This window comes from Mycobacterium sp. URHB0044 (genome assembly GCF_000620625.1).
In the GTDB taxonomy this organism is placed as follows: Bacteria; Actinomycetota; Actinomycetes; order Mycobacteriales; family Mycobacteriaceae; genus Mycobacterium.
In genome coordinates, this window is sequence record NZ_JIAW01000002.1 from 248,794 (window position 1) to 261,651 (window position 12,858).

The 12,858-nt window shown below is 65.7% G+C and carries 16 protein-coding genes; 9 read left to right on the plus strand and 7 right to left on the minus strand.

Going from position 1 to position 12,858, the window contains the following annotated elements; all coding sequences use genetic code 11:
- The first annotated feature begins 87 nt into the window (after positions 1–87).
- Entirely contained in the window at positions 88–1,143 is a 1,056-nt protein-coding gene (locus N536_RS0105230) for a DUF4192 domain-containing protein (protein ID WP_029112645.1), read from the plus strand.
- Here the strand turns inward: N536_RS0105230 and N536_RS0105235 are convergent.
- From N536_RS0105235 to N536_RS0105245, 3 genes are all read right to left on the minus strand, one after another.
- On the minus strand, positions 1,140–1,829 hold the full coding sequence (locus N536_RS0105235) for a metal-dependent transcriptional regulator (RefSeq protein ID WP_029112646.1): 690 nt from the start codon (positions 1,827–1,829) through the stop codon (positions 1,140–1,142). The two genes, N536_RS0105230 and N536_RS0105235, sit on opposite strands and share 4 nt — an antisense overlap.
- 127 nt (positions 1,830–1,956) lie before the next feature.
- Entirely contained in the window at positions 1,957–2,916 is a 960-nt protein-coding gene (locus N536_RS0105240; protein WP_029112647.1) for a sigma-70 family RNA polymerase sigma factor, read from the minus strand.
- 150 nt (positions 2,917–3,066) lie between these two features.
- Positions 3,067–3,465 carry a DUF3099 domain-containing protein gene (locus N536_RS0105245; protein WP_029112648.1) on the minus strand — a complete coding sequence of 133 codons (399 nt, stop codon included), beginning with the start codon at positions 3,463–3,465 and terminating at the stop codon, positions 3,067–3,069.
- A gap of 77 nt (positions 3,466–3,542) precedes the next feature.
- On the opposite strand from N536_RS0105245, the gene N536_RS0105250 reads away from it, so the two are divergent.
- Positions 3,543–3,779 (plus strand): DUF3039 domain-containing protein, encoded by a 237-nt coding sequence (locus N536_RS0105250; RefSeq protein ID WP_029112649.1) that lies wholly within the window; start codon positions 3,543–3,545, stop codon positions 3,777–3,779.
- On the opposite strand, the gene N536_RS0105255 is transcribed toward N536_RS0105250, so the two are convergent.
- Positions 3,769–4,797, minus strand: a complete 1,029-nt coding sequence (locus N536_RS0105255) for a YihY/virulence factor BrkB family protein (protein ID WP_029112650.1) — start codon at positions 4,795–4,797, stop codon at positions 3,769–3,771. The two genes, N536_RS0105250 and N536_RS0105255, sit on opposite strands and share 11 nt — an antisense overlap.
- A gap of 64 nt (positions 4,798–4,861) precedes the next feature.
- Entirely contained in the window at positions 4,862–5,053 is a 192-nt protein-coding gene (locus tag N536_RS0105260; protein ID WP_029112651.1) for a hypothetical protein, read from the minus strand.
- Between the two features lie 128 nt (positions 5,054–5,181).
- Between N536_RS0105260 and N536_RS0105265 the strand changes: the two genes are divergently transcribed.
- Positions 5,182–5,559: a DUF952 domain-containing protein gene (locus N536_RS0105265; protein WP_029112652.1), complete on the plus strand. Its 378-nt coding sequence runs from the start codon at positions 5,182–5,184 to the stop codon at positions 5,557–5,559.
- Here the strand turns inward: N536_RS0105265 and N536_RS37505 are convergent.
- Positions 5,541–5,915, minus strand: coding sequence for a RidA family protein (locus N536_RS37505; RefSeq protein WP_036435526.1), 375 nt, complete (start codon positions 5,913–5,915; stop codon positions 5,541–5,543). The genes N536_RS0105265 and N536_RS37505 overlap by 19 nt on opposite strands.
- Positions 5,916–5,925: 10 nt before the next feature.
- Positions 5,926–7,017: a methyltransferase gene (locus N536_RS0105275; RefSeq protein ID WP_029112653.1), complete on the minus strand. Its 1,092-nt coding sequence runs from the start codon at positions 7,015–7,017 to the stop codon at positions 5,926–5,928.
- Between the two features lie 72 nt (positions 7,018–7,089).
- Between N536_RS0105275 and N536_RS0105280 the strand changes: the two genes are divergently transcribed.
- From N536_RS0105280 to N536_RS0105305, 6 genes are all read left to right on the plus strand, one after another.
- Complete coding sequence (locus tag N536_RS0105280) at positions 7,090–7,875, plus strand: hypothetical protein (RefSeq protein ID WP_029112654.1); 786 nt, start codon at positions 7,090–7,092, stop codon at positions 7,873–7,875.
- 137 nt (positions 7,876–8,012) lie between these two features.
- Positions 8,013–9,497 carry an APC family permease gene (locus N536_RS0105285; RefSeq protein ID WP_029112655.1) on the plus strand — a complete coding sequence of 495 codons (1,485 nt, stop codon included), beginning with the start codon at positions 8,013–8,015 and terminating at the stop codon, positions 9,495–9,497.
- A complete protein-coding gene (locus N536_RS37510) occupies positions 9,494–10,894 on the plus strand; it encodes an FAD-binding oxidoreductase (protein ID WP_036435530.1) in 1,401 nt (466 codons plus the stop codon). Before N536_RS0105285 ends, N536_RS37510 begins: the two co-directional genes overlap by 4 nt.
- Before the next feature lie 712 nt (positions 10,895–11,606).
- Positions 11,607–11,825 carry a hypothetical protein gene (locus N536_RS0105295; protein ID WP_029112656.1) on the plus strand — a complete coding sequence of 73 codons (219 nt, stop codon included), beginning with the start codon at positions 11,607–11,609 and terminating at the stop codon, positions 11,823–11,825.
- Between the two features lie 45 nt (positions 11,826–11,870).
- Positions 11,871–12,275, plus strand: coding sequence for a helix-turn-helix transcriptional regulator (locus tag N536_RS41245; protein WP_231514435.1), 405 nt, complete (start codon positions 11,871–11,873; stop codon positions 12,273–12,275).
- Positions 12,276–12,308: 33 nt separating this feature from the next.
- A complete protein-coding gene (locus N536_RS0105305) occupies positions 12,309–12,800 on the plus strand; it encodes a hypothetical protein (protein WP_155948426.1) in 492 nt (163 codons plus the stop codon).
- Positions 12,801–12,858: the final 58 nt, after the last annotated feature.

Genomic DNA, 12,858 nt, shown 5'->3' on the forward strand with positions numbered 1-12,858 from the left:
ATCCCCAGACGCGAATTCGTCCACAGTCGGCGCCGCAGACGCCGTCTGCGCCCGGAGTTCGACGGGGCCCGCTGAGACGTTCTGCGCATGACGATCTTCTTCAATGACGACTTTCCGCTCCACGAGCCCGGCAAGCTCATTGCCGCCATACCGGCGGTGCTGGGTTTCGTTCCGGAGAGATCCCTCGTGCTGGTGACGATCGACGGCGGCGAGATGGGTTGCGTTATGCGTGTTGATCTTTCGGATGACGTCTTCCAATCGATCGACCGGATGGCGGAGGTGGCCGCCGCGAGCTGCCCCGAGGCGGCGATCGCGGTGATCGTGGACGAGGACGGGGCGGCGTGCCGGATGTGCAAGGACGATCACCGCGAACTGGTCGACGCCCTCGGGGACGCGCTATCCGAGGAAGGCATCCTGCTGTGGGGCGCCCACGTCGTCGACCGGGTGGAGGCAGGCGGCCGGTGGCACTGCGCGGACGGCTGCGGCAACAACGGAACGATCGAGGATCCGTTGGCCTCGCCGATGGCGGCCGCGGCCGTCCTGGACGGCCGTCGGCTCTACACCCGGCGGGCCGAGCTGCAGGAGGTGATCGCCGTGGCCGACCCCGTCCGCACCGCCGCCCTGCGCGGCGTCATCACCGACGTCGCGGCGTCGTTCGACGGCGACCAACGCCCACCCGGGGATGCGCGCGCCGACGTCCGGCATGCCATGGCTGCGGCCGCGAATGCCAGCGAGGGGCGGTTTCCAGCCGATGCGGACCTGGCGAGGCTGGCGTGCGGGCTGACCGACTCGCGGGTACGGGACACGTTGTACGCCTTGGCAGTTGGACGCGACGCCGGGTCCGCGGAGTCGTTGTGGGCGCTGTTGGCGCGCACCCTGCCCGAACCGTGGCGCCTAGAGGCGCTGGTGTTGCTGGCCTTCTCGGCGTACGCGCGTGGCGACGGTCCGCTGGCCGGGGTGTCGCTGGATGCTGCGCTCCAATGCGATGCCGAGCACCGAATGGCAGGCATGTTGGACCAGGCGCTGCAGACGGGCATGCGCCCCGAGCAGATCCGGGAGTTGGCGCTCACCGGCTACCGGATGGCCAAGCAGCTCGGCGTGGACATGCCGCCGCGCCAAGGGTTTGGCAGGCGGGCGGGTTAGACTTTCTCGACCTTGACGGCGTGTGCCATGTGGTGCGGCAACTCCACCTGCTCATGGCCGGGGATGACGATCAACACACTGCCGTGATCGCTGACCTGCACGGTCACGCGCGCGTTGGGGACCACGCCTGCGTCCTTGAGCCGCGCGATCAGGTCGGTGTCGCCCTGGACGTGCTCGGTGAGCTGACGTACCCGCACGGCCACCGGAAAACCGGTCGGCAGCTCGGTGAGCCGGACCAGCGACACGTCTTCGGAACCCGAGCCGACGATGCCGAGCTCGGACAGCCCGGGGATGGGGTTGCCGAACGGCGAGGTGGTCGGGTTGTCGAGCACCTGGACCAGGCGACGCTCGACGTCTTCACTCATGACGTGTTCCCAGCGGCAGGCCTCGGCGTGCACCTCTTCCCACGGGAGGCCGATGACGTCGACGAGGAGGCGCTCGGCCAGCCGGTGCTTGCGCATCACGGAGACGGCCAGCGCGCGGCCCTTGTCGGTCAGTTCCAGGTGGCGATCACCGGCGACGTGCAGCAGCCCGTCGCGCTCCATGCGCGACACGGTCTGGCTGACGGTGGGGCCACTCTGCTCGAGGCGTTCGGCGATCCGGGCGCGCAGCGGCACCACGCCCTCTTCTTCGAGGTCGTAGATGGTCCGCAGATACATCTCGGTGGTGTCGATCAGGTCGTTCATGTGCGCCTTCCCAAAGCCCAGCGTCTCAGCCGAGTCTACCGGTGCAGACGCCCCAGCAGGGGCCGACATCACCGCGTCGCAATGTGATACCCGCCGCGGGTGCCGCGGCGGGTATCACAGGGGGGGTCTAGCTGGCGTAGGAGCGCAACCGTTCGGCCCGCTCACCGTTGCGCAGCTTGGCCATCACCTCGCGCTCGATCTGGCGGACACGCTCACGGGACAGTCCGAACAGCTTGCCGATCTGGTCCAGCGTGCGGGGCTGGCCGTCTTCGAGGCCGAACCGGAGTCGGATGACTTGCTGCTCGCGCTCGTCGAGGGTGGCAAGGACGTGCCGAATGTCGGTGTGCAGCAGCTCGGAGATGACGGCGTTCTCGGCCGACATGGCCTCGGCGTCCTCGATGAAGTCGCCGAGCGGCGCCTCTTCGTCGCTGCCGACCGGCATGTCGAGGCTTACCGGGTCGCGGCTGTGCTCGAGCAGATCGGCGATCTTCTCGGCGGGGATGCCCGACTCCTCGGCCAGTTCCTCGTCGGTGGCCTCGCGGCCGAGGTTCTGGTGCATCTCACGCTTGATGCGGGCGAGCTTGTTGACCTGCTCGACGAGGTGGACCGGCAGCCGGATGGTGCGGCTCTGGTCGGCCATGCCCCGGGTGATGGCCTGGCGGATCCACCACGTGGCGTACGTCGAGAACTTGAATCCCTTGGCGTAGTCGAACTTCTCCATCGCGCGGATCAGTCCGAGGTTGCCTTCCTGGATGAGGTCGAGCAGAGGCATGCCGCGTCCGGTGTAGCGCTTCGCCAGCGACACCACCAGGCGGAGGTTCGCCTCGAGCAGATGACGTCGGGCGGCCTCGCCGTCGCGGACCACGGCCGCGAGTTCGCGCTTGCGGTTGTCGCCCAGTCGCTTCTTGGTGTCGAGAAGATGCTGCGCGTAGAGCCCAGCTTCGATGCGCTTCGCGAGCTCCACCTCGTCGGCCGCGTTGAGCAAGGCGGTCTTGCCAATGCCGTTGAGGTACACGCGTACCAGATCAGCGGCGGGGCTCTGGGCGTCCAGATCGCTGTCGAAACGGCTTGCGGTCGCAGTTGCCATTACGGCCTCCTAGTCGGCTGGGACTGTCAAGAGCTATAACGTCGTAGCGGCTCTTTGAGTTCCCACCGATCGCCCAGTTCACACCTTCTGACCTGCATGTATTGTGCGGCGACCTGAGAATGTCCTGAGAAAGGCGAAAGATTTCCCTCATCAGGGAACGTCGTGCCGCGACTCCGTCGATTCGGGTTGCGGCGGGAGGTCGATGTGCCGCTCCAATGCGGGCCGCTCGGCGGTCGGAAACAGCGGAATCCGGGATCCGCCCGCATATCGCCGTGGTTCCTCTGCCCGCCTCGGGGGCCGGTCGTTCGCGATCAACACGGCGATCCACGGCAGGGGAATCGACGCCACCAGGATGGCCAACGAGATCAACCCGTTGTGCCAGATGCCGTACGCCAGGGCGGCCAGCAGGAGCGCGGGCACGCGGAACGACATGATCGTGAGGTACTTGCGTACCCGCTCGCGATGCTGCTCTTCGTAGGGCTGCGCCGCACGTGTGATGAGGACCGGCCGACCATCGTCGTCGAAACTCAGCTCTTGGCCGTGTTTCATACCTCTACTGTTCCACATCCCGCCCAGGCGAAACGGTTCGGTTTCTAACCCATCCGATCCCGGGCACAATGAACGTCATGCAGACCGACACCATCGAGCGCACCGACAGCGACGAACGCGTCGACGAGGGGACTGACGACGACCGCCCCAAGTTCTTCCACTACGTGAAGAAGGACAAGATCGCCGAGAGTGCCGTGATGGGCACGCATGTGGTGGCGCTGTGCGGTGAGGTGTTTCCGGTGACGAAGTCGGCCAAGCCGGGCTCCCCGGTCTGCCCCGACTGCAAGCGGATCTACGAGTCGCTCAAGAAGTAGCCGCCGGCCGGTCCTTGACGACCGGCTCGTCCTCGACGACGGGGGCCGGCTCGTCCTTCGGGACGTCCTTGTTGACCGTCGCGGTTTGCGATTCCTTGAGCGACTCGGCCTGCTCCTCGATCCAGCCGCGCAGGCGATGGGCATGGGTGACCGGGGCGGGCCACTCCTCTTGCACGGCGGCATTCAGCTCGGCGCCAAGCATGATGGCGAAGCCGAGGAAGAACGCGAACAGCAGGAAGGCAATCGGGGTGGCCAGCGCGCCGTAGGTGTAACCGGTTGCCGTGATCCAGGTCAGGTAGAGCCGCAGCCCCACCGTGGTCACCAGGAACACGATGGCGGCCAGCACGGAGCCCAGCAGCAGCCGGTGAGTGGGCAGGGGTCTGGGCAATGACACCCGGTACAGGAAGCCCAACACCAGCACCAGGCTGATGAAGAGCACCGGGTAGTAGGCGAAGCGCATTTCGTTCGCCCAACTGTCGGGGATGTACTCCGCGAGTTTGATCGGCCCCAGCGCGATGAGCGGCGCGGTGACGATGACGAAGACCAACATCACGATGTACAAGCCGAGCGCGTAGAAGCGTTGGCGTACCGGGTGTCGCAGCGGGGTCTGGTCGTGCGCTTCGACGATGGAGTCGACGAACGCGGACACCGCCGACGACCCGGCCCACAGCGAGATGACGAAACCGATCGACACCACCTCGCCGCGAGCGCCAAGCAAGATGTCGCGGATCGTCGGTTCGATGATCTCGTTGACGACGTTGGGCGAGAAGAAGCTGTCGGCGGTGCGGATCAGCCGATCCTCGATGGTCGGTAGCGTCTGCGGCCCGAACAGTGGCGCCACGTAAGCGAGACTGCCCAACATGCCCAGCAGCAGCGGCGGCAGCGAGAGTGCGCACCAAAATGCCGCCTGGGCCGACTCGGAGAAGATCGAGTCGTCCCAACTCTTGGACAACGTGCGCTTGGTGATCCGCCAGATGTGGTGCCGGGACGGTTTCACCGGTGGGGGTTGGTCGCTCATGGCCCCACCAGCAATACCCCATACCGCGCGATTACGCCCTGAAGGCGACCACGCGGTGGGTCGGTCAGGACTCGGCCGGACCGACCTCGATCACGGCGGCGAGCTCGATCAGCTTTGCCTCGTGCTCGTTGGCGTGATGCTGGCAAAACAGCAGTTCTGCTCCTGAGGGCAGCTTCGCGCGGACGCGAGCGGCTGCGCCGCAGCGGTCGCAGCGATCAGCCCGGGTCAGTTCGGGGCTGGTCAGAGTTGCGTTCATGGGCTCCTCCTCCGGTCGCGTGGCTCTACTGTGTCAGACGTTTTAGCTTCCGGCCTTGTTCCCCGGCCGTTCATCGGTGTGTCGTGTCTCACGTATTGGCGAAGTTGCGGGCACGGCAGGCTGGGCGCATGATCCCGACGCCACGTGTGCTGGTCCATCTGTGTACGGCCGACGACTGGCACCGTGCGCAGGAGGTGGGCGAGCTTCGGCCACCGTCGCTCGACGACGTTGGTTTCGTGCACCTTTCCGCCGTCGGACAGGTTCATTTGCCGGCCAACCGGCTCTACGGCGGCCGCACGGACATGGTCCTGCTGCGGTGCGACTCCGCGTTGCTGGGAGCACCGGTGCGTTGGGAACCAGGCGTCCCAACCGATCCGGCCGCGATGCTCTTTCCCCATCTGTACGGGCCGCTGCCCGTGGCAGCTGTGATGAGTATCACTGCGTACCTACCTCGACCCGATGGGACGTTCGCGGAACTGCCGGTCGATCAGTCCGAGGCGACGTAGGCGTCGGCCTCGATCTCGACGAGCAGTTCGGGGGAGATCAACGCCGACACTTCGACCATCGTCGCAACGGGTCGGATGTCTCCGAACACCTCGGCGTGCACCGCTGCGACCTCCTCCCACCGGCCGATGTCGGTGACGAAGATCCGGGTGCGCACCACGTCGGTCATCGAGGCGCCGGCTTCGCGCAGCGCTAAGTCGATGCGACGCAACGCTTCCCGGGCCTGGGCGGCGATGCCGTCGCCCGGTGCGGTGGTGCCCGCGACGACGATGAGGGGGCCGACGCGTACCGCCCTCGCGTATCCGACCGCGGACTCGAACGGCGATCCCGACGACACGGTCACCCGGTGTTCAGACATCCCCGGCACGCTAGGCGGGGACGGCTTCGACGATCGAGACCGGACCCGCGGTCGGTATCACGCGGGTCTGCCGAAAACCCGCGCGTGACAACAACTCCGCGTATTCGACCGCGGTGCGCTCCCGGCCACCGGCGGTCACCAGCATCTCGAGATCGAGAAACATGCCCGGATGCGACGGGGTGCCCTCGGGAAGCACCAATTCCAGCAATAGCAGTTTGCCGTTCGGCGCCATCGCGGTGCGGACGTTGCGCAGGATCGTCAGCGCGCTGGCCTCTTCCCAGTCGTGAATGATCGTCTTGAGGAGGTAGGCGTCGCCGCCTTCTGGCACCGCGTCGAAGAACGAACCACCCGTCACGGTGCACCGTGACGCCACCCCGGCCGCGTCGAGAACCGGACCGGCGTTCGCCACCACCGACGGCAGGTCGAACAACACCCCGCGAGCATCCGGTGCGCCGGCCAGCACCGCGCCGAGAAGCGCACCGTGTCCGCCGCCGACGTCCACGATGAGCCGACGGTCGGTGAAATCGTATGCGGGGGAGACGGCTTCGATGGCCATGCTCGATACGCCGGTCATGAAGTCGTTGAAGACGGCCGCGTATTCGGGGTCGGTCTCCAGGAAGTCGAAGAACGGCATGCCGTGCAGCTGGTCGACGGCTGGCTTGCCGGTGCGCACCGAGTACGACAGGTTGCCCCAGTCGGCCCAGTGGTGCGGGTGGCCGAGGAACAGCAGCATCGGGGCCATGCTGCCCGGGACGTCGGTCCGCAGCTTCTGGCCGAGGCGAGTGAGCTCGAACCGGCCATCGCGACGCTGCTTGAGCATCGACGAACTCGCCACGGCACGCATCAGCCGGAAGGTCGCGCCAGGATCCGAGCCGACGCGGCGCGCCACGTCGTCGGCACTGCGCGGCCCGTCGGCGAGCGCGTCCGCGATGCGGAGCTTGGCGACCACGCACAGCGCCTGTGTCAGCCACGCACCCTGAGCGACTTCGAACAACGCCAGATCGGCGGGAATGGTCGAGCGGTTGAGCCACTGGAGGCCTGCGCGGATTCGGCCGATGCCGTTGATCAGCCAGGGCGGCGGAGGTTTGCGGGAGTCGGGCACGGATCGAAGGATACCGGCACCGATGGAGGCCGACGGCCGTGTCGAAACGGCGCCTACCTAGACTTACAAATCGTGGGAATTCTGTCAGGCCTCGCGCCGTGGATCGTCTACTGGGTCCTGGTCGGAAACGTGCCCTTGACCGCCGCCGCTGTCGTTGCCCTCGCGGTCGCGATCTCGGCCGTCTCGGTCGGGCGCTGGCAGGGAAACTCTTGGCGGGTACTCGAAATCGGGGCCTTCGCAACGTTTTTGGTGGTGACGATCCTGACGGTCGCGTTGAGCGCGTCGGCAGTCGAGCGGTGGATCCTGCCGGTCAGCATCATCGGGCTCCTGCTGGCCGCCTTGCTCGGCGTGCTGATCGGTAGGCCGTTCGCCGGTGAGTACGCCGACGCGTCTGGGCCCACCGACGAGACCCGAAGCGAGCTGTTCGCGCGGATGCACATCCGGGTCACGTGGGTGTGGGTCGGTGCCTTCGCGGGCATGGCGGTGTCGGCGTCGATTCCCGCGATCGTGCACGACGACGCGACGATTCTGGACCTGCGGACGCCACTGTCGTTCGTCTGCTACTGGATCGTTCCGTTCGCCCTGCTGGCCGTCGCGGCCGTCGCGGCGCACGTCCTGGTGGACCGGATGACAGCCGCGGCCAACAGCCCGGACGTGGTGCGTCGCACCTCCTTCGTCGCCTTCCGCGAACTGGCGATCGACGAGCTGTACTACCTAGCGCGGCAGAAGGTCGAACGGGAAGTCGGAGCCGGCATGGAGGCGTTCGACGTTCAGGTCGGTAGCGCGGGTGTGCCCCTGACCGGTGACGAGTCCCGGGAGTCGTGGCCCGCGACGTACAAGGTCCGTCCACGCCGCTGAGGGTCGTTCGACGGCAGCCTCCTGAACTGCGGCGTAACCAACGGAATAACTTTTGACGCAAACGCAAATTTTGGCTGTGGAGACACCTGCCCTCATCTAGTGTTCGTGGACCCCTACGACAAGGCCAGGTGCTCGCGATGACGGCAGAGGGTGTGGTGAACGCGGACCCGGCGGACGTCGAGTGCGTCGATTGTGGGTACGAACCGGAGCTGAAGCGGACTCTGGGTGGCTTCCAGGTGTTCGCGGTGTCCTTCGCGTTCATCTCGGTGGCCGTCGGGATCTTCGCGACGTACGACGACGTCCTCGTGAACGCGGGCCCGGTCGGGATCTGGTTGTGGATCCTTGCTGCAGTGGGACAGGCGTTGGTAGCGCTGGTGGTCGCGCAGTTCGCGGCGCGCATTGCGCTGAGCGGCTCGTCCTACCAATGGGCCTCGCGGCTGGCGAATCCGAAGATCGGCTGGTTGTTCGGGTGGCTCACGTTCTGGTACCTGGCGATCGCCGTGGTCGCCGTCGACAACGCGCTGGCCAGCCAAGCCTTCATGCCGTTGGTGGGGATGGCGGAGAACGAGACCACGGCGCGACTGCTCACCGTGGCGATCCTGGTGATTCAGGCGGCGCTGGTCATTGCGTCGACGCGGCTGGTCGGACTGATCACCTCGGGTGCGGTGGGCATCGAACTCGGCATCGTGGTGGTGCTGGTGATCGCCTTGGCAGTCGTCATGGTGTTCACCGGCAGCGGAGATCTCGGCAATCTCACCTCGCGTGGAATCACCGTGGATTCGCCAAACTACTTCGCCATCGGCGGCGGGTTGATGGCCGGCATGATCATGGGTCTCACCACGCTCGTCGGCTTCGACTCCGCGGCCAACCTCGCAGAGGAGGCCAAGGATCCGTTCCGTAGCGTCCCGCGGGCGATCGTGGCATCGGTGGTCGCGGCGGGGGTGCTGGGGTTGCTGTTCCTGATCGCGCTCACCATCGCGATCAAGGACGTCCCGGCGGTGACCAACAGCGGTTCGCCGGTGGCAGCGATCATCCGCAGCCAGCTCGGCGCGGTCACCGAGCGAATCCTGTTGGCGGGACTCGCGTTTGCGATGTTCGGGGCTGGAATGGTGGTGATGGCCGCCTGCTCGCGGCAGGTCTTCGCCATGGCACGTGACAAGCGGTTCCCGGCGCATGGGCTGATGCGAAAGGTCAACCCCAAGACGCAGACCCCGGTTCCGGCGACTGTCCTGATCCTGGCCGTCGGAGTGGTGCTGATGCTCGGGCTGCCCGGTGATGCATTGCTGCAGTTGATCATCGGCTCGACGATCCTGCCGGCGCTCATCTATGGCGCGATCGTGGTGCTGTACCTGGCGGTGCGGAAACGACTGGAGCACAAGGCGGGTGGCTTCAGCCTTGGCCGCGCCGAGCTGCCGGTGGCGGTCGCCGCGCTGATCTGGGTGGCGTTCGTGTTGTTCGTGCTGATGACACCGGAGGACGCGGGCGTTCCCACCATGATCGTCGTCGGTCTGATCCTCCTCGGCGGTGTCTACTTCGCGTACATGATGTTCTTCAACCGCGAGGTGCTCGACACCGAGCCCGGCGAGGACATCTTCGCGGCCGCACCAGGAACGACGGAATGACGTCCACCACGGCACGGCCGGTCCAGCTGACCGGTCGCGTCGTACGTCCCGACGACGGCGAGTACCCGGTGGCACGCGCCTGCTGGAACCAATTCTTCGTCTTCACGCCGCTCGTGATCGTCTTCGCCCAGGAGACGCAGGACGTCGTCAACGCATTGGCGTGGGCGCGGCAGAACGGCGTCCCGCTTCGCGTGCGCAGCGGTGGGCACTGCCTCGAGGGTTGGTCCAACGTCGACGACGGCATCGTGATCGACGTCAGCGAAATGAAGTCGGCCACAATCGATTCCGTAGCACACACCGCGACCGTCGGCGCCGGGCTCAACCAGCTGGAGGCGGTGACGGCGCTCGGCGAGACCGGCTTCGCCGCGCCGACCGGCACCGAAGGGTCCGTCGGCCTCGTCGGCGCGACGCTGGGCGGCGGCTTCGGGCTGCTCACCCGCCGGTTCGGCATGGCTTCCGACAACCTGGTGGCAGCAGAGGTCGTCGTCGCGTCGGGCACCGACGGGGCCGAGGTTATCATCGCCGACGCGGCGAACAATACGGATCTGCTGTGGGCGTTGCGCGGTGCGGGCAACGGGAACTTCGGAATCGTCACGTCGTTGACCTACGCGATTCATCCCCTCGCTCAGCCCATCTACGTCACTGCGAGTTGGTCCGGCCTTGGCGATCTACCCGAGGTGTTCGACGCGTGGCAGCGCTCCGCCCCGCACGTGGATGACCGTCTCACCAGCCAGCTCGAGATACGCCGCGACGAGGTTCAGCTGATCGGCGTTCTGATTGCCGGATCGGAGGCGGAGGCGAGCCGGCTCCTGGCGCCCGTTCTGTCGGTCGGTCATCCCGACGTCTCGATGAAGGAGGCGGCCTGGGCCGAGACCTACGCGGGCTTCCAGATCCCCACACCCGATGAGCCGAGAAACTGGAAGTTCAACTCGCAGTTCATCTCCGAACCATTTCCGGCAGAAGCCATCGAGATCGTCGCGGCGTTCATGGCGAACGCCCCCACGGCGGATTGCAATTACTTCACCAACGCCTTCGGTGGAGCCGTCAGGAGCAGTGAACCGCCGGGCGGATCGGTGTTCGCGCACCGCGGGGCGCTCTTCTACGCCGAACCGGGTGCCGGCTGGGGACCACGGCGGGGCCACGTGCTCGTCGAGGAACCCGGCGCGGCCGATCCACTGACACCGCGGTGCCTGTCCTGGCTCGACGAGTTCGGTCAGGCGTTGGCGCCCTTCGTGAATGGCGCGTACGTCAACGTGCCGAACGCGGGAATGGCGGATTGGGCGAGCGCCTATTGGGGAGCGGGAGTCGACGAACTTCGGGCCATCAAGGCGAAGTACGACCCGCACGACGTGTTCAGCTTCGAGCAGAGCATCCCGCCCGCCGACGACCATCTGTGACCGTCATCCGACCTTCGTAACACACTACTGGGGAGCAAATGCCAGCCGAAGAACCACCAATCATGGAAACCCACGAGCACACCGTGGACCATGACATCCAAGCCTCGGAGCAGACTTCACACGAAGCTGAGGGCGCGGCGGGCGCCTTTGCCACGAGCGACGGCCACGTAGGCCCTGGCGGCACTTCGGTCGTCGACGGTGCAATAGGTGCTGGGGCCTCGAGCGCCGACAGGATTCCGCCTGAGGACGATAGCGGGGCGCCGTTCCACGAACCAGCGCCCCCGCACACGGGCACAGCGGGTTTTCCCGACCCGCCCCAGCCATAGACTGGGACGAGGGTCGGCCGCCTAGTCCAGGTAGTCGCGCACTAGAGACCGATATGCGCTGTGCCTGTGCTCGGAAGACGCACGTCGCGGTGCAACCGTGTGGATACCGATATCCTGGACTGAAGCTTGGCGTCATTGGTCGACATCGCAGGGGGGCTCTGATAGCCGACAACCAGTGCGAGCAGTGCACGAACGGCCACTGCCGGTTGAATCGTGGAAGTTGCCAATGGGAGCACACTGAAACTTGCATCGACCACCTCGCAGAACTCCGCAACACCGACAACGATGCTTGGATCTTTCTGGGCGAACTCATTGCTATGTCTGAGGCAGAAAGTGGTCTTGTAGGCAATCACGTGTCACCACTGAGGAATCTCTCACAGCATTGGATGGGCGAGCTGAAGGCCACCGGGAGCACCGGGATGTACCGGCTGTACTACGGCGAGCCGGATCAGGCGGCTGACATCGCGGTCGGGCTGTGTGTTCGGCTCAAGCGGACCTTCCCCAGGCGCGACTCGACCCGGCAAGCCCAAGACAGCGACATCCGGGCGGCCCGCGACCTGTTCCTTCGTTGGCTGACGGATCATGAGATGACGAGCGGGGACTAGCATGTTGCGGAATACCACAACAACAGTTGCGGAGGAGTGAATCAGATGCCACCTTCAAACCCGTTCGCGATCGACGACCTCACAGCGTCCGAGCGCAACGCAAAGGCGCTTGCACGCGCTGACCTGCAGATGCTTGCTGCCCTAGTCAGGCTGAGACAAGACAAGGGGCTGACTCAAGAGGCCGTAGCTGCCGAGCTTGGGCGAGACAAAAGCGCCGTGAGCCGCTTCGAACGTCTAGATTCTGATCCCCGCATGTCGACGGTGCGGCGCTATGCCCGTGCGATTGGTGCACTGGTTGAGCACGACGTCACCGATTTCGTCAACAGCGGTCCGCAACCCGCGCCACTTGCCCAGGTGTTCGTGTTCGCGCGTCGAGAGACCTCCGTGGCGTCACAGCCACCTTCCCGTCGCGAGTTGGTGCCCGCGGGCATTCGCTACGCCGGGAACTGAAAATATCCCTCCCGCCGGTGACGGAAGTGACAGATGGCACCTGAAGATCAAGAACCCGTTGCGGGTGACTCCCCGCCCGAGCCGTTAAAAATCACGCCAGTTGTCCCGTTATATCAACGGCCAGATAGCAATCTGGTGGCCATCGCCAACATGGCCGAATTTGTCGGCTTCCCGATCACCTTCTATATGCCATGGGGCATTGCTTCCGGTCACACAGCAAACCCAAACGAGTACTACCGGCATCTGGGAGATAGCGCAGTCGCCGGGACCCTCCCCGACGATGTGCCCGAAGGATGGGCCGATGCCATCGCCGAATTCGCCGAGATCAACTTCTACAAGTACTCGAGGCTGACTCCGTCCGAACGGGCAGAGAACGTCATGCTCGATGGATTCAACCTCACCTCATTCGTCGCGCTGAAGAACGCACAGTGTTGGTCCGGTGGGTCCGCCCATTCCGTGGACCACGAATATCTTCGGGTGTCACTGACGGATGTCAGTGCGTGGGCATGGGGCAAGCTGCAGTAGCGCAGTACGACTGGGGTCATGCAGCCCGTAGAGCCGGGCCTGCTGGTTGAGCAACTGC